The sequence below is a fragment of the Ruegeria sp. THAF33 genome (assembly GCF_009363615.1).
GTDB lineage: Bacteria > Pseudomonadota > Alphaproteobacteria > Rhodobacterales > Rhodobacteraceae > Ruegeria.
The window spans coordinates 534,585-554,215 of record NZ_CP045385.1 but is presented as its reverse complement, the minus strand read 5'-3'; the positions used below and the strand labels follow the sequence as shown (position 1 = coordinate 554,215).

Here is a 19,631-nt window from a genome sequence, read left to right as displayed (position 1 = left end):
ATGGATATCCACGAATACCAGGCGAAAGAAGTCCTTTCGAAATTCGGTGTCGACGTGCCTGCGGGCGCGCTTGCCTACAGTCCTGAACAGGCGGCCTACCGGGCGCGCGAACTGGGTGGCGACAAATGGATTGTCAAGGCGCAGGTCCATGCAGGCGGGCGCGGCAAGGCCGGAGGGGTCAAGCTCTGCACCAGCGAAAACGAAATCTACAAGGCTTGCGATGATCTGTTCGGTCGCAAACTGGTGACGCATCAGACAGGTCCTGAAGGCAAAGGCATCTATCGTGTCTACGTCGAAGCCGCAGTGCCGATTGACCGGGAAATCTACCTTGGCTTTGTTCTGGATCGCTCCAGCCAGCGGGTGATGATCGTCGCCTCGTCCGAAGGCGGGATGGAGATCGAAGATATCTCGGCCGACCGCCCCGACAGCATTGTCAGGTCCATCGTGGAACCGGCCGTCGGGCTTCAGGAGTTTCAGGCACGTGAAATCGCCTTCAATCTTGGGGTTGAAGCCAAACTGATCCAGCAAATGGTGCGGACGTTGCAGGGCTGTTATGCCGCCTTCAGCAATCTCGACGCCACGATGGTTGAAATCAACCCGCTGGTCATCACCGGTGATGATCGGGTGCTGGCGCTGGATGCCAAGATGAGCTTTGACGACAACGCCCTGTTCCGCCACCCGCAGATTGCCGAACTGCGCGACAAAAGCCAGGAAGACCCGCGCGAAAGCCGCGCTGCGGATCGCGGGCTGTCTTATGTCGGGCTTGACGGCAACATCGGTTGCATCGTCAACGGGGCCGGTCTGGCGATGGCCACCATGGACACGATCAAGCTGGCAGGCGGTGAGCCTGCAAATTTCCTCGACATCGGCGGTGGCGCGTCGCCTGAACGGGTGGCCAAGGCGTTCCGGCTGGTCCTGTCGGATGACAATGTTCAGGCCATTCTGGTCAACATCTTCGCCGGTATCAACCGCTGCGACTGGGTGGCTGAAGGTGTCGTTCAGGCGTTGAAGGAACTTGACCTCGATATTCCCGTCGTTGTGCGGCTGGCCGGAACGAATGTCGAAGAAGGCCAGAAGATCCTGGCCAAATCCGGACTGCCGATCATTCGCGCCACGACGCTGATGGAGGCGGCAGAACGCGCTGTGGGCGCGTGGAAAAACGACCTTACTCAGGGCACCAAAATGAGGGTTGTGTAATGAGCATTCTTCTCGATCGTGACACGCGTGTCATCGTGCAGGGCATCACCGGGCGCATGGCGCGGTTCCACACCAAGGACATGTTGAACTATGGCACGAACGTGGTGGGTGGCGTCGTGCCGGGCAAGGGGGGCGAAACCGTCGAAGGCGTTCCGGTTTTTGACACCGTCAAACAGGCCGTCGAAGCCACCGGCGCCGATGCCAGCCTGGTCTTCGTGCCGCCCCCGTTTGCGGCGGATTCCATCATGGAGGCCGCCGATGCGGGCATCCGCTATTGCGTCTGCATCACCGACGGCATTCCGGCACAGGACATGATCCGGGTGAAACGGTACATGTATCGCTATCCGAAAGAGAAACGCATGGTTCTGACCGGTCCGAATTGCGCCGGCACCATCTCGCCCGGAAAGGCGTTGTTGGGCATCATGCCGGGGCATATCTATCTTCCCGGACATGTAGGGATCATCGGCCGTTCGGGGACATTGGGATATGAGGCGGCGGCCCAGTTGAAAGAGCGCGGGATCGGCGTTTCGACCAGTGTCGGAATCGGGGGCGACCCGATCAACGGATCGTCCTTCAAGGACATCCTTCAACGGTTTGAAGACGACGAAGACACGCATGTCATCGCCATGATCGGCGAAATCGGAGGCCCGCAGGAAGCGGAAGCCGCCGAATATATCCGCGACCACATCTCCAAACCCGTGATCGCCTATGTCGCCGGTCTGACCGCTCCGAAAGGCCGTACCATGGGGCACGCGGGTGCGATCATCTCGGCCTTCGGCGAAAGCGCCAGCGAAAAGGTCGAGATCCTGTCCGCCGCAGGTGTCACCGTGGCCGAAAACCCTGCCGTGATCGGTGAGACGATCGCCAGCGTGATGGAGGCTGCGTGATGGTCAAACCTTCGGTTCTGGTTACCCGTCGCTGGCCTGCTGCCGTCGAGGCGCAGCTGGCCGAGAACTACAACACCGTATTGAACACCGGCGACAAACCCATGTCCCCGGCTGAAATCCGGCAAGCGTTGAAATCCTATGACGCCGTGCTGCCCACCGTAACGGACACGCTGAGCGCCGAGGCACTGGATGTGCCGGGTGTGCAGACGAAAATCCTTGCCAATTACGGCGTCGGCTACAGCCATATCTGCGAGCCCTTGGCACGCGAGTTGGGTATGACCGTGACCAACACGCCCGACGTTCTGTCCGAATGCACCGCCGATATCGCCATGACGCTGCTGTTGATGGTGGCGCGTCGGGCGGGTGAGGGCGAACGCGAGTTGCGTGCAGGTCAGTGGACAGGATGGCGGCCCACGCATCTGGTCGGAACCAAGGTCAGCGGCAAGACACTGGGCATCATCGGATATGGCCGCATCGGACAGGAGATGGCCCGCCGTGCGCATCACGGGTTCGGCATGGACGTGCTGGTTTACAACCGTAGCGCCGTATCGCCCGATGTTCTCGCCGGATGCAACGCAAGACAGGTGGACACCATTGATGACCTGCTGCCGCAATGTGACTTCGTTTCACTGCACTGTCCGGGCGGCGCAGCCAACCGCCATCTGATCAATTCGCGCAGACTTGGCCTGATGAAGCCTGACGCATTTCTGATCAACACCGCACGAGGCGAAGTGATCGATGAATGGGCGCTGATCCAGGCATTGATGTTCGACATGATCGGCGGCGCTGCATTGGATGTATTCGATGGTGAACCGCGTATCAGCCCGGATCTGTTGCAATGCGACAACCTCGTCATGCTGCCGCATCTGGGCAGCGCAACCCGCGAAGCGCGCGAGGCGATGGGGTTTCGGGTTCTCGACAACCTGAGCGATTTCTTCGAAGGCCGCGAACCTCGGGACCGCGTGATCTGAGGCCACCTTCAAACATCACGCAATGGCGTCCAACGCAGCCGTGGCTGCGTTGCGTTCCTCAATTAGGAGATATGACCAGTGAATGCCCTGCACCGTTCAGACGGATTTTTCACCCAGTCCCTTTCTGATCGTGATCCCGAGCTTTTTGGCTCGATCACGTCGGAACTGGGTCGTCAGCGCGACGAGATCGAGCTGATCGCGTCCGAGAACATCGTCTCTGCCGCCGTGATGGAGGCGCAGGGCTCGGTGATGACCAACAAATACGCCGAAGGCTATCCCGGCCGCCGCTACTATGGCGGCTGCCAGTTCGTCGACATCGCCGAAAACCTGGCCATCGACCGGGCCAAAGAACTGTTTGGCTGCGGCTTTGCGAACGTGCAGCCGAACTCGGGCTCTCAGGCCAACCAGGGTGTGTTCCAGGCGCTGATCGAGCCCGGAGACACCATTCTGGGCATGAGCCTGGATGCGGGCGGTCACCTGACCCACGGCGCGCGCCCGAACCAGTCGGGCAAGTGGTTCAACGCGGTGCAATACGGCGTGCGCCAGCAGGACAACATGCTGGATTACGATCAGGTCGAAGCGCTGGCGAAGGAACACCAGCCCAAGCTGATCATCGCCGGCGGTTCGGCCATCCCGCGCCAGATCGACTTTGCCCGCATGCGTCAGATCGCCGACATGGTCGGTGCCTATCTGCACGTGGACATGGCGCATTTCGCCGGTCTGGTCGCGGCCGGCGAGCATCCCAGCCCGTTCCCGCATGCGCATGTGGCCACCACCACCACGCACAAGACCCTGCGCGGCCCGCGCGGCGGCATGATCCTGACCAATGATGAAGATATCGCCAAGAAAGTGAACTCGGCCATCTTCCCCGGCATTCAAGGCGGCCCGCTGATGCATGTGATCGCGGCCAAGGCCGTGGCCTTCGGCGAGGCGCTGCGGCCCGAGTTCAAGGACTATGTCAAGCAGGTGATCACCAACGCCCAGGCACTGTCGGATCAGCTGATCAAGGGCGGTCTGGACACGGTGACCCACGGCACCGACACCCATGTGGTGCTGGTCGACCTGCGCCCCAAAGGCGTCAAGGGCAACGCCACCGAGAAAGCCTTGGGTCGCGCGCATATCACCTGCAACAAGAACGGCGTGCCGTTTGACCCCGAAAAGCCGACCATCACGTCGGGCATCCGTCTGGGGTCGCCCGCCGGCACCACCCGCGGCTTCGGCGAGGTCGAATTCCGCCAGATCGCAGACTGGATCATCGAAGTGGTCGACGGCCTGGCCGCCAATGGCGAAGACGGCAACGGCGCCGTCGAGGCCAAGGTCAAGGCCGAAGTCGCAGACCTCTGTGCACGCTTCCCGATCTATCCGAACCTGTAAGACGAAGGACCCGAACCCATGAGCTTTCATTCCATTGACCAAGCCCCAGCCCGACTGAACCGAAGTGAATTGGCCGTGCCCGGCAGCCAACCCGGAATGTTCGAAAAGGCAGCCAAATCCGATGTAGACGTCATTTTCCTTGATCTGGAAGACGCGGTTGCACCGGATGAAAAGGAACAGGCCCGCAGGAACATCATTCAGGCGCTGAACGATATCGATTGGGGCAACAAGACCATGTCGGTTCGGATCAACGGTCTGGACACGCATTACATGTACCGCGACGTCGTCGATGTGGTCGAACAAGCGGGTGAGCGGCTGGACCTGATCATGATCCCCAAGGTCGGAACTGCTGCGGATGTCTATGCCGTCGATATGCTGGTGACCCAGATCGAAGACGCCAAGGGTTGCAAAAAACGGATCGGGTTCGAGCACATCATCGAAACCGCGCTTGGCATGCAGAATGTCAGTGAGATTGCGGCAGCATCAAAGCGCAATGAAAGCCTGCACTTCGGCGTGGCCGACTATGCGGCCTCGACCCGTGCGCGCACCACGATCATCGGTGGTGTGAACCCGGACTACTCTGTTTTGACCGATGCGGACCCCGAGGGCGGTCGCCAGTCCCATTGGGGTGACATGTGGCATTATGCTCTGGCCCGCATGGTGGTTGCGGCGCGCGCCAACGGGCTGCGTCCGATTGATGGGCCTTTTGGCGATTTTCAGGACCCGGACGGTTACAAGGCCGCCGCAAAACGTGCCGCCGTTCTGGGTTGCGAGGGCAAATGGGCCATTCATCCAAGCCAGATCGCGCTGGCGAACGAGGTGATGTCGCCGTCCGACGCCGAGGTCAACAAGGCGCAGCGCATTCTTGTTGCCATGGCCGAGGCCGAGGCAGACGGAAAAGGCGCCGTTTCACTGGACGGCCGGCTGATAGATTACGCCTCAATCCGTCAGGCCGAAGTGCTGGTGGAAAAGGCCAGCCAGATTGCTGCGGCGTGAACCAAACCAAAGTTGCGTGGGCAAACTGCCCACGCGATGTCATCGCCCGTTGCGGACGCCGAAGAAGTGTTAGGATCCTTCCGGCGCCATTGACCCCATGAACCGACGGTCCCGCACATCATCCGGGCTGGTTTTGTAGCAGCGTTGAAACGCACGTTTCAAAGCGACGGGCGATGAAAAACCGGTGGCTGCCGAGATTTCGATCTGCGACATGTTCGTGAACTGCAACAGGTTCTGCGCCCGTTCCAGACGAAGCTCCTTGTACGTGGAAAGAAGCTTTGCTCCGGTTTTGCCCAGGAACCGTCGTTGCAGTTGACGCGTCGAGGTTTTGAGCAAACGGGAAAGGTCCGAGATCGTGAGAGGATCTTCGATGTTCTCCTGCATCGCATCCAAAGTGCGCACCACCAGAAGATCGCCTTTTGCCCTGTGTACCAACCGGGCGGCCAACCTGCTTTCGTGTTTTTGCGTAGGTTCGGTCAGGCCGATATAGCTGCGCAATGCGTCCGCTATATGCTCTCCGTGATCCATGGACACGAATTCGGACAACAACCGCAACGCGCTCAGTCTGCTGGTCGCGCTGTGGGGGTGCCCGTCGGCGGCCAGATGGGTTGCCGCACCGCAGCTTTCCAATCCGCTTTCCAGCGCGGCCGCGGCAAAGTTCGGGTGAACCGCAACGATGTTTCGGCCTGCTCTGCCCAGTTGCACCAGCAACAGGACAGCTCCCCCTACCAGAACGGTCCTTGAAGACAGGTTGAGAACTTGCGAAATCCAGCTTCTGCGCGAACCAGAGACGTCCCAGTTGTTCTCCAGATCGCCCCAGAATATTGCCGTCCGACCTGCCCAATAAAGAGGTCCGCCGACCGAGTCATTTCCGGACACCCGGAGATTGACGACGTAAGAGCAGTTTTCGACCAGGCTGTTCAGAGCGTGATAGAACTCGACGACGATCTCAGCCGATGCCAGCGCCCGCGTGTCGCTGAGGATAACATCGATGTATTTTATTCTTTCGGGCACCTCCGGCCCGGTCTTTGCCAGGTCGGCGCGATCATTTGCGAGGACATAGTGTTTCATTGTTCCTCCATCGAATTGACGAGAGGCAGCGCCTCGCTGGACGCTGCCCTCATTTTCGGATTTCAATCCGCCAGAGCAAACCGCGGATTGCTACGCCCGGTTCCCTATTCCGCGGCGTCTTCGTATGCGTCCATTGGGGGGCATGTGCAGACGAGGTTTCTGTCGCCATATGCGTTGTCGACGCGGTTGACGGGGGACCAGTATTTGTCGACGCCCATGGAACCCGGCGGGAAGCAGGCTTGTTCGCGGGTGTAGGGGCGGTCCCAGTCGCCGACCAGATCGCGCACCGTGTGGGGGGCGTTTTTCAGCGGGTTGTTTTCCGCGTCGATCTTGCCATCGATGATGTCCTGTGCTTCCGCCCGGATCGACAGCATGGCATCGCAGAAACGATCCAGCTCGGCCATGGGCTCGGACTCGGTCGGCTCCACCATCAGGGTTCCGGCCACCGGCCAGCTCATCGTCGGCGCGTGGAAGCCTGAATCGATCAGGCGCTTGGCCACGTCATCGACGGTGACATGCGCCTCGGCGTCCAGCGGCCGGGTGTCGAGGATGCATTCATGCGCCACACGCCCCGTTTCCGAGGTGTAGAGGATCGGATAGGCATCCTTGAGCCGCGCCGCGATGTAGTTGGCGTTCAGGATCGCCACCTTGGTCGCCTGGGTCAGACCCGCGCCGCCCATCAGCAGCACATAGGCCCAGGACACGGGCAGGATCGAGGGCGAGCCGAAGGGCGCCGCCGAGACCGGACCCACGGCGGTGCCGTATTCCGGGTGCCCGGGCAGGTGCTCGGCCAGATGCGCCTTGACGCCGATCGGACCCATGCCGGGACCACCGCCGCCATGCGGGATGCAGAAGGTCTTGTGCAGGTTCAGGTGGCTGACATCGCCGCCGATATCGCCGGGGCGCGACAGGCCCACCATGGCGTTCATGTTGGCGCCGTCGATATAGACCTGACCGCCGTGATCATGGGTGATCTGGCAGACCTCCTGCACGGTGGTCTCGAACACGCCATGGGTCGACGGGTAGGTGATCATGCAGGCGGCCAGATGATCGGAGTGCTTTTCCGCTTTGGCGCGGAAGTCGGCGACATCGATATTGCCGTTCTCATCCGCCTGCACCGGCACGACCTGCCAGCCCACCATCTGCGCCGAGGCCGGGTTGGTGCCATGGGCCGAGGTCGGGATCAGGCAGACATTGCGGTGCCCTTCGCCGCGCGCAAAGTGATAGTTGCGGATGGTCAAGAGGCCCGCATATTCGCCCTGCGCGCCCGAGTTGGGCTGTTGGCTGATCGCGTCATAGCCGGTGATCTGGCACAGCTTGTCGTTCAGATCGGCGATCATCTCGTGATAGCCCTGCGCCTGATCCTGCGGAACAAACGGGTGCAGGTTGCTGAACTCGGGCCAGGTGACCGGGATCATCTCGATCGTGGCGTTCAGCTTCATGGTGCACGATCCCAGCGGGATCATCGCCCGGTCCAGCGCCAGGTCGCGGTCGGCCAGACGACGCATATAGCGGGTGATCTCGGCCTCGGCCCGGTTCTGGTGGAAGATCGGGTGGGTCAGATAGGCGCTTTCACGCAGCGCATAATCCGGCAGGCGGTATTGCTTGTTCGAGCTGTCATCCTTGCGGTCGATGCCGAAGGCGCCCCAGACCGCCTCGATCGTCTCGGGGCGGGTCTGTTCGTCCAGGCTGATGCCGACGCGGGTCTCGCCCACCTTGCGCAGGTTGACGCCGCGCGCCACGGCGGCCTCCATCACCGTCTTCTGCAGGTGGCCGACCTCGACCGTGATGGTGTCGAAGAACACCTCGGGTTCGACCGAGAAGCCCGCCTCTTCCAGACCGGCAGCCAGACGCGAGGTCTTGCGGTGCACCGATTGCGCGATCGCCTTGATGCCGTCGGGGCCGTGATAGACCGCATACATCGAGGCAATCACCGCCAGCAGCGCCTGCGCGGTGCAGACGTTCGAGTTCGCCTTCTCGCGGCGGATGTGCTGCTCGCGGGTCTGCAACGACAGGCGGTAGGCCTTGTTGCCGCGGCTGTCGATGGACACACCGATGATCCGGCCCGGCATGGATCGCTTCAGCTTGTCGGTGGTGGCCATGTAGGCGGCGTGCGGGCCGCCATAGCCCATCGGCACGCCAAAGCGCTGGGTCGAGCCGATGGCAATGTCCGCGCCCATCTCGCCCGGTGACTTCAGCAGCGCCAGCGACAGGATGTCGGCGGCGACGATGGCGATGGCCTTGTGTTCATGCAGCGCCGCGATCTCGGCGGTGAAGTCGCGCACATGGCCATAGGTGCCCGGATACTGGAAGATCGCGCCGAATACCGCGCCCGCGTCCAGCTGATCCGGGTCGGCGACCTGCACGTCGATGCCCAGAGGCTCGGCCCGGGTCTTGATCACCGCGATGGTCTGCGGGTGGCAGTTCTTGTCGACGAAGAAGGCCGCGTTGTTGGCCTTGGACCGGCCGCCGCGCTTGGCCATCGCCATCGCCTCGGCCGCCGCGGTCGCCTCGTCCAGCAGCGAGGCGTTGGCCACATCGAGCCCGGTCAGGTCGCTGACCATGGTCTGGAAGTTCAACAGCGCCTCAAGCCGGCCCTGGCTGATCTCGGGCTGGTACGGCGTGTAGGCGGTGTACCAGGCCGGGTTTTCCAGGATGTTGCGCAGGATCGGCGCAGGCGTGGTGGTGCCGTAATAGCCCTGACCGATCAGCGAGGTCAGAACCTTGTTCTTCCCCGCCACCTGTTTCATGTGGAAAAGCGCATCGCGTTCCGTCATCGCCGGACCCCAGTCCAGCGGCTGTTTCTGCCGGATCGCCGGTGGGACGGTGGCGTCGATCAGCTCGTCCAGCGTCTTGAAGCCGATCACCTTGAGCATGTCGCGCATCTCGGTCGGGCTGGGACCGATATGGCGGCGGTTGGCAAAATCATAGGCTTCGTAGTCGGTCAGTTTGAAGGCCATTGCAGCGCTCCCATGGATAGGTCAGGGCCGGCGGAGGCTGCGGGAGCCTCCGGCGGGGGTAAGGGCCGTCTTGGAAACTGTCCGGGGGACAGTTTCAGGCCCGAACGGGCGGAGCCCCAAATCAGCGGCTCCGAGTGAAAGATGAAGAGGTGGATCCGCGCAAGGACCCGCCGCCGGGTTTACCCGATGAAGGCCTTGTATCCGGCTTCGTCCATCAGATCCTCGAGCTGCGACGCGTCACTGATCTTGATCTTGTAGATCCAGGCCTCGCCCTCGGGGTCTTCGTTCAGCGCGCCGGGATTGTCGGCCAGCGCCTCGTTCACCTCGACGATCTCACCATCGACCGGTGCATAGAGTTCCGAGGCCGCCTTGACGGATTCGATCACACCGATCTCGCCGTCTTTCTCGAACTCGTCGCCCGCTTCCTGCTGCTCGACGAAGACCACCTCACCCAGCTGTTCAGCCGCGTGTTTGGTGATGCCCAGCGTGGCGGTGTCGCCTTCGACGCTCAGCCATTCATGCTCTTCGGAATAATAGGTTGCCATGTCTCTCTCTCCTGACTTCAACGCTTGTAATTCTGTTTGACGAAGGGCAGCGCCACGATCTGCGCCGGTTGCGCCTTGCCCCGGATGATCAGGTTCACCTTCTCGCCCGGCGCGCCATGGCCCGCGGACACATAGCCCATCGCGATCGGGCCACCCACCGTCGGGCCAAAGCTGCCCGAGGTGATCTGACCGATGCTGTTGCCCTCAAGGCATTGCACTTCCACGCCCTGACGCGCCGGCGCGCGGCCGTCGGGCTTGATGCCCACCAGCTTGCGCGATGCGCCCTCGGCCAGTTCGCGCTGGATACGCTCCGCACCCGGAAAACCACCTTCTTCCTTGCGGCGCTTCTGGATCGCCCAGGCCAACGAGGCCTCAATCGGCGAGGTGCTCTGGTCGATGTCATTGCCATAAAGGCACAGCCCCGCCTCAAGCCGCAGGCTGTCGCGCGCGCCCAGACCGGCGGCCTCGCAATCCTCATGCGCCAGGAAGGCCTGTGTGATCTCGATCGCCTTGTCCTCGGGGATCGAGATCTCGTACCCGTCCTCGCCGGTATAGCCCAGCCGCGAGATGCGGCACTCGACACCGTTGATATCGGCCACGGTGGTTTCCATGAACTTCAGGTCGCGGGCGGCAGGGCAGAGTTCCCCCACCACGTTTTCCGCCGCAGGACCTTGGACCGCAACCAGCGCACGGTCGAAGATCTCGGTCACGTCGACGCCGTCAAGGTTCGCTTTCATATGCGGAATGTCCTGATGGCGCAGCGCCGCGTTCACCACCACAAAATAGTGATCCCCCGCATTCGACACGATCAGATCATCCATGATCCCGCCTTCGGCATTGGTGAAGAACCCGTAACGCGCCTTGCCTTCCTTCAGCGTCGCATAGGCCTGCGGGCACAAAGCTTCCAGCTTCTCACCCACATTCTCACCGCGCAGGATCACCTGACCCATGTGAGACACATCAAACACCGCCGCCTTCTCCCGGCACTGCTTATGCTCCCCCATGATCCCCAAAGGATACTGAACAGGCATCTCCCAACCCGCAAAATCAACCATCTTGCCGCCAAGCTCGACGTGAAGGTCATACAACGGCGTGCGCTTCGGTGTGGTCATTTCTTCAACCTTTCAATCAGCGGGACTGGTCGCGGACGACCATGACGGTGCAATGCGCATTGCGCACGACACGGGCCAGGTTCGGGCCAATCTCATAGTTCGGGAAATCGCCCTTGGTCGATGCCATGACGATCAGATCAAAGCCTTCCTTGTAGGCAAGCTTCAGGATTTCGCGGTAAACACTGCCTTCTTCGACATGGACCGGCACGTCGGAAGCCTTGGCATGATCCAGAATCGCCTGAACCGCACCCCGCACGTGGTCCTTTGCGCCGGCACCATAGTTGGCGGGCAGGTTTGGCAGCTGGATGATCTCGGGGATGACGGCAACCGCATGCAGTTCGGCACCGTAGAATTTTGCCTGTTCCAAGGCGGTCGGCAGGGCCAGCTTCCACGAGCGGTCGTCGGTGTGATCAATGGGCAGCAGGATTTTCGTGGCCATCACGTCTCTCCTCGAGATATTGAATTCGGTTTCAAAGGCGGGGGGCCGGGATGGCCCCCCGTTTTGGTCGGGCCGAGCTTATTTGGCAGGTGTGCCGCCCGGCTCTTCGGACTTGCCGCCCGAGGCGAAGAACTCTTTCGTCAGTTTGAAGACGATCGGGCTCAGCAGCGCCAGGGCGATCAGGTTCGGGATGGCCATCATGGCGTTCAGCGTATCGGCCAACAGCCAGATGAAGCCCAGATCCGCGGTTGCGCCGAAATAGATCATCACGATCCACAGAACGCGGTAGGGCATCAGGGATTTCACACCCAGCAGGAACTCGACACATTTCTCGCCGTAGAACGACCAGCCGAGGATGGTGGTGAAGGCAAAGATCGACAGAGCGATGGCGATCAGATACCCGCCGATACCCGGCAGCGACAATTCGAACGCGTGGCTGGTCAGCGCCGCACCGGATTCACCCGATGTCCATGCCCCCGAAGCGATGATGGCCAGACCGGTGATCGAGCAGACGATGATGGTATCGATGAACGTACCCAGCATCGCGATCAGACCCTGGTTGACGGGACCTTTGGTCTCGGCAGCGGCGTGCGCGATCGGGGCCGAACCCAGACCGGCCTCGTTCGAGAACACACCACGTGCCACACCGAAGCGGATGGCGGCCCAGACGGCTGCACCTGCGAAACCACCTTCGGCGGCGGACGGGGTAAACGCATAGGTAAAGACCAGCGACAGCGCATGTCCGATGTTGCCGATGTTGATGAGAAGAACCAGCAGGCCCGCGATGATATAGGCAACGGCCATGAAGGGGACCAGCTTACCAGCAACCGCACCGATGCGGGTGATACCACCCAGGATAACGGCTGCGGTCAGAACCATCAGAACAACGCCAGTGACCGAGGTGTTCAGGCCAAAATTGGCTTCCAGCACCTGAGCAACACCGTTGGCTTGCACACCGTTGCCGATGCCGAAGGCAGCAACCGCGCCGAACAGGGCAAAAGCCACGCCCAGCCAGGCCCATTTCGCACCAAGACCGTTCTTGATGTAGTACATCGGGCCGCCGACATAGTTACCCAGCTCGTCTTTTTCGCGATATTTCACTGCGCAGACGGCTTCGGCATATTTGGTGGCCATGCCCACCAGGGCGGTCATCCACATCCAGAACAAGGCGCCTGGACCGCCCAGGAAGACAGCAGTGGCCACACCGGCGATGTTACCTGTACCGATGGTCGCCGACAGCGAGGTCATCAGCGCGTTGAACGGGCTGATCTGCCCTTCGCCCTGACCTTCACGGCCTTTGAACAACAGGCTGAAGCCCGTGCCGATGCGCAGGATCGGCATGAATTTCAGCCCGACCTGCAGGAAGAAGCCAACGCCGAGGATGAGGACCAGCATCATCGGCCCCCACACGACGCCATTGATGGCCCCTACGATTGAATTTAACGCTTCCATGGTTTCCCTCCCATTTGCGTTTGGTTTATGCCCCGGTCGCGATGGCCCGCTGGCGGGCCTGCTTGAGGGCAGTGAAATCTTCGTCGGCATGGAACGACGAACGGGTCAGCGGCGTGGCTGACACGTGCAAAAAGCCCTTGGAGCGCGCGATCTGCTCCAGTTGGGCGAACTCCTCGGGTGACCAGAACCGGTCAATCGGATGATGTTTCGGTGTCGGTTGCAGATACTGCCCGACCGTCAGAAAATCGACATTGGCCGCGCGCAGGTCGTCCATCACCTGACGCACGTCGTTCAGAGTTTCACCCAGCCCGACCATCAGACCCGACTTGGTGAAAATCTCGGGGTTGGCGCGCTTGGCATCGTCCAGCAGCCGCAGCGAGGCATAATAGCGCGCGCCGGGGCGAACCGTCGGATACAGGTGCGGAACGGTTTCCAGGTTGTGGTTGAACACGTCCGGTGCTGCGTCAAAGACGATTTTTGCGGCGTCGCCCTTGCCCAGGAAGTCGGGGGTCAGGACCTCGACCGTTGTGCCGGGGTTCTGATGGCGTACGGCGCGGATGGTCCGGGCGATATGCTCGGCCCCGCCATCGGCCAGATCATCGCGATCCACCGAGGTGATGACCACATGGCGCAGGCCCAGTTTCTTGACCGCCGCCGCAACCCGGCCGGGTTCGAACGCGTCCAGCGCATCGGGACGGCCGGTGGCCACATTGCAGAACGAACAGCCCCGCGTGCAGATCTCGCCCATGATCATCATGGTTGCGTGCCGCTTGGACCAACATTCGCCGATATTGGGGCAGGCCGCTTCTTCGCAGACCGTTGCCAGATCGTGATCCCGCATCAGACGCCGGGTTTCGTAATACGCGGCGTTTTCGATCTTCTTCTTGCGAATCCATTTCGGTTTGCGCGGGATGACACTGTCGGCCTTCTTGGCCTTTTCCGGGTGACGTGGTCGAAGCTGGATGGTCATCTGGCTGTCCTCACTTACGCGTGGATTGCGCGGCCCATGGCATCGAGGCAGGCTTCCTTGACCGCCTCGCCCATCGCCGGGTGCGCATGACAGGTTGCTGCAACCTCGGCGACGGTCGCGCTTTTGGTCATGGCCAGTACCAGCTCGGCGATCAGATCGCCGCCATGGGCACCGCAGATATGGGCTCCGAGGATCTTGCCATCAGAACCGGCCAGAACCTTGACCGCGCCATCTGTTTCACCCGTCGAACGCGCCCGCGAATTGGCCATGAAGGCAAACTTGCCGACAACATATTCGACGCCCGCGTCTTTCAGGGCCTCTTCGGTCTGACCAACCGAGGCCACTTCGGGATCGGTGTAGACCACACCCGGCACGGTGTTGTAATCGACATGACCGGCTTCGCCGGCCAGCATCTCGACACAGGCAACGCCGTCCTCTTCGGCCTTGTGTGCCAGCATCGGGCCGGGAACACAGTCACCAATGGCATAGATCCCGGGCACCGACGTCTGGAACGAGCTGTCGACTTCGATGAAGCCACGCGGGTTTACGGCCACGCCCAGCTCTTCCAGCCCAAGCCCGCGCGTCACCGGGCGGCGGCCCACAGCAATCAGAACCTTGTCGGCTTCGACCACTTCTTGCTTGTCCTTGCCGACGCGGTCTACGGTCAGGGTCAGACTAGCCGCGGATTTCTCAACCGATTTGAGGGCGCGACCCAGTTGGAACTTCAAGCCGCGTTTGGACAGCGCCCGCTGCGCCAGCTTGGCGATCTCGCCGTCGATGCCGGGCAATACGCGATCCAGATATTCGACCACGGTGACCTTGGCACCCAGACGCGCCCAGACCTGCCCAAGTTCCAGACCGATGACACCGGCACCGATCACCACCAGATGGTCCGGCACGCTCTGCAACGCGATTGCGCCGGTCGAACTGAGCACATCCTGCTCATCAATCTCGATCCCCGGCAGTGAGGTCGGCTCGGATCCGGTCGCGATCAGGATGTTCTTTGCTTCGTATACGCTGTCGCCGACCTTGACCTGACCAGTGGCCGGGATGTTGGCCCAGCCTTCGATCAGATCGACGCCGTTCTTCTTGAACAGGAACGCGATGCCCTTGGTCAGATCACCGACGATCTTGTCCTTGCGCCCCATCATCGCACTGACGTCGATGCTGGCCCCCTCGACCGCAATGCCATGGGAGGAGAGATGTGCAAGCTCGGCATATTTGGCCGAGGAGGTCAGCAACGCTTTGGAGGGGATGCACCCCACGTTCAGACAGGTGCCGCCCAGTGCGCCGCGCCCTTCGACACAGGCCACATTCAGCCCCAGCTGAGCCGCGCGGATCGCGGCAACATAGCCGCCCGGTCCGCCCCCGATAACGATGAGGTCATAGGTATTCATTTCGCGCACTCTCAGTAGATCGGGTAGCTTGCGCAAAGAGCGCGAACCTGTTTGCGGGTTTCCTTTTCGACGGTTTCGTCACCGTCAGGAGACTTCGCGAGCGCCTCCAGAACATCACCGATCAGATGGCCGATCTGCCTGAACTCTTCCGGGCCAAAGCCACGGCTGCACCCGGCGGCGGTGCCCAGACGGATGCCGCTGGTGATGGTGGGTTTTTCCGGATCTCCGGGAACGCTGTTCTTGTTGCAGGTAAAGCCGGCCCGTTCGAGCGCCGCCTCGGCGTCCTTGCCGGTTACGCCGATCGGGCGCAGATCGACCAGCATCAGGTGGTTCTGGGTGCCGCCGGAAACGATGTCACATCCGCGCGCCATCATGACGCTGGCCAAGGTCGATGCGCTGTCAACGACGCACTGCATGTATTCCTTGAATTCGGGTTTCAGTGCCTCGCCAAAGGCCACCGCCTTGCCTGCGATGACGTGCATCAGCGGGCCACCCTGCAGGCCTGGGAATACGGCCGAGTTGATCTTTTTCGCCAGCGCCTCGTCATTGGTCAGGATGATGCCGCCACGAGGGCCGCGCAGCGTCTTGTGCGTGGTCGAGGTCACGACATGTGCGTGTCCTACAGGCGAGGGGTGCAGGCCGGTCGCCACCAATCCGGCAATATGAGCCATATCGGCCAGCAGCCATGCGCCAACCTCTTCCGCGATTTCACGGAATCTGGCAAAGTCGATCTTTTGTGAGTAGGCAGACGCACCTGCGATGATCAGCCTGGGCTTTTCCGCCCGCGCCAATTCGGCGACCTGATCATAATCGATCAGCCCTGCATCGGTCAGGCCGTACTGCACGGGCCGGAACCATTTGCCGGACTGCGCCGGTTTCGCACCGTGGGTCAGATGGCCACCTGCGTCCAGCGACATGCCAAGAATGGTATCGCCCGGGTTCAGCAACGCCAGCTTGACGGCCCCGTTGGCCTGTGCGCCGGAATGGGGCTGAACGTTGGCATATTCACAGCCAAACAGCTTCTTGAGGCGTTCGATCGCCTCGACTTCGACCTCATCGACATATTCGCAGCCGCCATAATAGCGGCGGCCCGGATAGCCTTCGGCATATTTGTTGGTCAAGACCGAACCCTGCGCTTCGATCACGGCCTTCGAGACAATGTTCTCCGAGGCGATCAACTCGATCTGTTCCGCCTGGCGTTCACGCTCGCGTGAGATGGACGCAGCAATGACGGGATCTGCCTCAATCAGCGACGTTTTGAACATAGTCTCCTCCTTTTGCCCCGAATCCTCAGTGCGAAACTTTGTTTCCTATAAGGGAAATAATGCGCCTTAGGCAACAAAAATCTCTTATTCAAGAAGTTGCGTATATATTGGGAGGCATGTAACCTTTGATAAAACAGGGGGAATTCAATGGGCGACGAAAGCCGAAATGATGTTTCCGGACAGGAATTTCAGGATGAAGGAGAGGCTCTGGGCCGCTCCATCCGCGATGCGCGGCGCGCGAAAGGGTGGACTCTGGAAGAAGCCGGCCGCGCTGCGGGTATCGGGCGCTCGACGCTGTCCAAGATCGAAAACAACCAGACGAAGCCAAGCTTTGACATTGTACGGCGTCTGACACAGGCCCTGGATATGAGCACCCCGCAGTTGTTTCTTCAGTCGGGTCAATCCGGCATTTCAGGCCGCCGTGATTTCACTCCGAAGGGCGAGGGAGAATTCAAGGATACGCCCACTTACCTGCATGAACTGCTTTGCCCCGAACTGACCAGCAAGCGAATGCTGCCCTATATCGCGACAATCAAGGCGCGGGACCTGTCGGAGTTCGAGACGTGGATCCGACATTCCGGAGAAGAATTCATGTATGTGCTCAGCGGTGAACTCATCTTCGTTTCTGAACATTACCGCCCTTTGCCAATGAAGGCCGGTGACTCGCTTTATTATGATAGCGGAATGGGGCATGGGTGTATTTCGACCAGCGAAGAAGACGCCAAGGTGCTGTGGGTTTCGCTGGAATAGCACCCAGGGTTCTTTGGTTTTCCAGGAAAGCGGGCATCGCCATGCGTACCCCTTTCAGCCGTCTGGCAGGCTACGGTGGCGAAACGCAGTGGGTGTCTGGCCGAATTCTGCCTTGAATGCCCGCGTCATGGCGCTGGCGTTTTCATATCCGCATCGACCGGCGATTTCGGCGATGGACTGCTCGGTATCTTCTGCCAGATTGCGTGCAAGGTTCAGTCTCATTCGGCGGTAAAGCGCCTGCGGCGTGGTCTTGAGCTCCGCCTGAACGCGCATTTCGATCCGCTTTTGCGAACACCCGATCTTGCGGGCCAGTTCCCTGATCGAAAGCGGTGTTTCAATGTTCGCCTGCATGACAGCCAGAGCGCGATTGACCAAAGTGTCTTCGGACTTGAGAGGCAAAGGGTAATGATCCTGCCCATTTCGGCTCATCAGAAGATGCCCGACTTCCATGGACAGAAGAGGGCCGTGATCCCTGCGGATAATGGCCGAGGCCAGATCGAACGCGGCCATCGCCCCGGAACAGGTCAGCCTGTTGCCATCGATGACAAAACGTTCCTGCACCGCATCCACGGCCGGAAAGCTTTCTTCGAACCGGGAAAGTTCGTCCCAGTGAATGGTTGCCCGGTGCTCATCCAGCAAACCGGCCCGGGCCAGCAGCCAGCTGCCGGTATCCAACCCTGCCACTTGCCGGTGTTTTCGGGCCGCAGCCAGCACGATGCGTGTGGTCGATCGCGTGTCCAGCTTGCGATATCCATAAGACGGCATGACCACCAGAACGTCGCCTTGCTGGTCAGAGATTGGACCATTCGGTGTAACGACAAGGCCGCTGGAACTTTGCACGGGGTCTCCGTCAATGGAACAGAAACGCCATGAATACAAAATCTGCCTCGACAGGTTGTTCGCAGCCCTGAGCGGTTCGACCATATTTGCAAGGCAATGGTTCGAAAACCCGTTGAAGAGCAGGATGTTGTAGTGTCGCGTCAAAATTTTCGAAATTGGCATGATTTGATATCAACTCTGCATGCCGAGACCATGGGCGATGGCGTTTGGTTGGTCAACCACTGATCCAGGGAACACGCGCCATGCAGTTTGGTCTGACAGAAGAACAGGACATGATCGTCTCGACGGTCCGCAGCTTTGTTGAAAACGAAATCTACCCGCATGAAGACGCGGTCGAGCGCTCGGGAACCGTGCCTCCTGAGCTGGGTGAGCAGATCAAGCAGAAATGTATCGATCTGGGCTTTTATGCCTGCAACTTCCCCGAGGAAGTCGGCGGTGCAGGTCTGTCTCATCTGGATTTCACCTTGGTCGAGCGCGAGCTTGGCCGCGGGTCAATGGCGCTGACGCATTTCTTTGGGCGCCCGCAGAACATCCTGATGGCCTGCAACGACGAGCAGCGCGAACGGTATCTTCTGCCTGCCGTACGTGGCGACAAGATGGACGCTCTGGCGATGACCGAACCGGATGCGGGTTCGGATGTGCGTGGTATGAAATGCCAGGCGGTGCGCGATGGCGGCGACTGGGTTGTCAACGGATCGAAACATTTCATCTCGGGCGCGGAACATGCGGATTTCTTCATCGTCTTCATCGCGACCGGCGTGGACGAAACCCCCAAGGGCCCGAAGAAACGCATCACCACTTTTCTGGTGGATCGCGGTACTCCGGGCTTTGAAGTGCGCGAGGGCTACAACTCGGTCAGCCACAAGGGCTACAAGAACTATATCCTGTATTTCGACAACTGCCGTCTGCCTGACGCACAGGTCCTGGGCGAGGTTGATGGCGGTTTTGCCGTGATGAACGAATGGCTTTACGCAACCCGCCTGACGGTTGCGGCGTTCTCGGTCGGTCGCGCGCGGCGCTGCTTTGACTATGCGCTGAACTATGCGGCCGAGCGCAAACAGTTCGGCCAGCCCATCGGCAAGTTTCAGGGCGTCGGTTTCCAGATCGCCGACATGATCACCGAGATCGACGCCGCCGATTGGCTGACACTCGCGGCCGCGTGGCGTCTGGATCAAAACCTGCCATCGAACCGCGAGATTGCCTCGGCCAAGCTCTATGCCTCGGAAACGCTGGCGCGGGTGACGGATACCACACTTCAGATCTTCGGGGGTATGGGTTTGATGGACGATTTCCCGATCGAACGGTTCTGGCGTGATGCCCGGGTCGAGCGCATCTGGGACGGCACCAGCGAAATTCAGCGCCACATCATCAGCCGCGATCTTCTACGTCCCTTGGGCGCCTGACC

The 19,631-nt window shown here is 60.7% G+C and carries 17 protein-coding genes; 7 read left to right on the top strand and 10 right to left on the bottom strand.

The window, feature by feature from the left end:
* From FIU92_RS19700 to FIU92_RS19680, 5 genes are all read left to right on the top strand, one after another.
* On the top strand, positions 1-1,197 hold the full coding sequence (locus FIU92_RS19700) for a malate--CoA ligase subunit beta (protein ID WP_152460414.1): 1,197 nt from the start codon (positions 1-3) through the stop codon (positions 1,195-1,197).
* Complete coding sequence (gene sucD / locus FIU92_RS19695; RefSeq protein WP_152460413.1) at positions 1,197-2,084, top strand: succinate--CoA ligase subunit alpha; 888 nt, start codon at positions 1,197-1,199, stop codon at positions 2,082-2,084. The genes FIU92_RS19700 and sucD overlap by 1 nt, the downstream gene beginning before the upstream one ends.
* The gene (locus FIU92_RS19690; RefSeq protein WP_152460412.1) at positions 2,084-3,055 is read left to right on the top strand and encodes a D-glycerate dehydrogenase; all 972 of its coding nucleotides are present in this window, start codon (positions 2,084-2,086) and stop codon (positions 3,053-3,055) included. The genes sucD and FIU92_RS19690 overlap by 1 nt, the downstream gene beginning before the upstream one ends.
* 78 nt (positions 3,056-3,133) lie before the next feature.
* The gene (gene glyA / locus FIU92_RS19685) at positions 3,134-4,429 is read left to right on the top strand and encodes a serine hydroxymethyltransferase (RefSeq protein WP_152460411.1); all 1,296 of its coding nucleotides are present in this window, start codon (positions 3,134-3,136) and stop codon (positions 4,427-4,429) included.
* 18 nt (positions 4,430-4,447) lie between these two features.
* On the top strand, positions 4,448-5,425 hold the full coding sequence (locus FIU92_RS19680) for a CoA ester lyase (protein ID WP_152460410.1): 978 nt from the start codon (positions 4,448-4,450) through the stop codon (positions 5,423-5,425).
* A 69-nt stretch (positions 5,426-5,494) separates the two neighbouring features.
* Here FIU92_RS19680 and FIU92_RS19675 read toward each other — a convergent pair whose 3' ends face one another.
* From FIU92_RS19675 to glyA (FIU92_RS19635), 9 genes are all read right to left on the bottom strand, one after another.
* On the bottom strand, positions 5,495-6,496 hold the full coding sequence (locus tag FIU92_RS19675) for a helix-turn-helix domain-containing protein (RefSeq protein WP_152460409.1): 1,002 nt from the start codon (positions 6,494-6,496) through the stop codon (positions 5,495-5,497).
* A gap of 104 nt (positions 6,497-6,600) precedes the next feature.
* Positions 6,601-9,456 carry an aminomethyl-transferring glycine dehydrogenase gene (gene gcvP, locus FIU92_RS19670; RefSeq protein ID WP_152459335.1) on the bottom strand — a complete coding sequence of 952 codons (2,856 nt, stop codon included), beginning with the start codon at positions 9,454-9,456 and terminating at the stop codon, positions 6,601-6,603.
* A gap of 179 nt (positions 9,457-9,635) precedes the next feature.
* On the bottom strand, positions 9,636-10,001 hold the full coding sequence (gene gcvH / locus FIU92_RS19665) for a glycine cleavage system protein GcvH (protein ID WP_152459336.1): 366 nt from the start codon (positions 9,999-10,001) through the stop codon (positions 9,636-9,638).
* A gap of 17 nt (positions 10,002-10,018) precedes the next feature.
* A complete protein-coding gene (gcvT, locus tag FIU92_RS19660) occupies positions 10,019-11,113 on the bottom strand; it encodes a glycine cleavage system aminomethyltransferase GcvT (RefSeq protein WP_152460408.1) in 1,095 nt (364 codons plus the stop codon).
* 16 nt (positions 11,114-11,129) lie between these two features.
* Positions 11,130-11,552: a universal stress protein gene (locus FIU92_RS19655; protein ID WP_152460407.1), complete on the bottom strand. Its 423-nt coding sequence runs from the start codon at positions 11,550-11,552 to the stop codon at positions 11,130-11,132.
* A gap of 78 nt (positions 11,553-11,630) precedes the next feature.
* On the bottom strand, positions 11,631-13,004 hold the full coding sequence (locus FIU92_RS19650; RefSeq protein ID WP_152460406.1) for a sodium:alanine symporter family protein: 1,374 nt from the start codon (positions 13,002-13,004) through the stop codon (positions 11,631-11,633).
* A gap of 25 nt (positions 13,005-13,029) precedes the next feature.
* Positions 13,030-13,974 carry a lipoyl synthase gene (lipA, locus tag FIU92_RS19645; RefSeq protein ID WP_152460405.1) on the bottom strand — a complete coding sequence of 315 codons (945 nt, stop codon included), beginning with the start codon at positions 13,972-13,974 and terminating at the stop codon, positions 13,030-13,032.
* 14 nt (positions 13,975-13,988) lie between these two features.
* A complete protein-coding gene (gene lpdA, locus FIU92_RS19640; RefSeq protein WP_152460404.1) occupies positions 13,989-15,371 on the bottom strand; it encodes a dihydrolipoyl dehydrogenase in 1,383 nt (460 codons plus the stop codon).
* A gap of 11 nt (positions 15,372-15,382) precedes the next feature.
* Positions 15,383-16,636: a serine hydroxymethyltransferase gene (gene glyA, locus FIU92_RS19635; protein WP_152460403.1), complete on the bottom strand. Its 1,254-nt coding sequence runs from the start codon at positions 16,634-16,636 to the stop codon at positions 15,383-15,385.
* Positions 16,637-16,783: 147 nt separating this feature from the next.
* Here glyA (FIU92_RS19635) and FIU92_RS19630 point away from each other — a divergent pair, with 147 nt between their 5' ends.
* Positions 16,784-17,386, top strand: coding sequence for a helix-turn-helix domain-containing protein (locus FIU92_RS19630; protein ID WP_152460402.1), 603 nt, complete (start codon positions 16,784-16,786; stop codon positions 17,384-17,386).
* A gap of 54 nt (positions 17,387-17,440) precedes the next feature.
* Here the strand turns inward: FIU92_RS19630 and FIU92_RS19625 are convergent, their stop codons facing one another.
* Positions 17,441-18,310 carry a GlxA family transcriptional regulator gene (locus FIU92_RS19625; protein WP_371419766.1) on the bottom strand — a complete coding sequence of 290 codons (870 nt, stop codon included), beginning with the start codon at positions 18,308-18,310 and terminating at the stop codon, positions 17,441-17,443.
* A 158-nt stretch (positions 18,311-18,468) separates the two neighbouring features.
* Here FIU92_RS19625 and FIU92_RS19620 point away from each other — a divergent pair, with 158 nt between their 5' ends.
* Complete coding sequence (locus FIU92_RS19620; RefSeq protein ID WP_152460401.1) at positions 18,469-19,629, top strand: acyl-CoA dehydrogenase family protein; 1,161 nt, start codon at positions 18,469-18,471, stop codon at positions 19,627-19,629.
* The last annotated feature ends 2 nt before the right edge of the window (positions 19,630-19,631 follow it).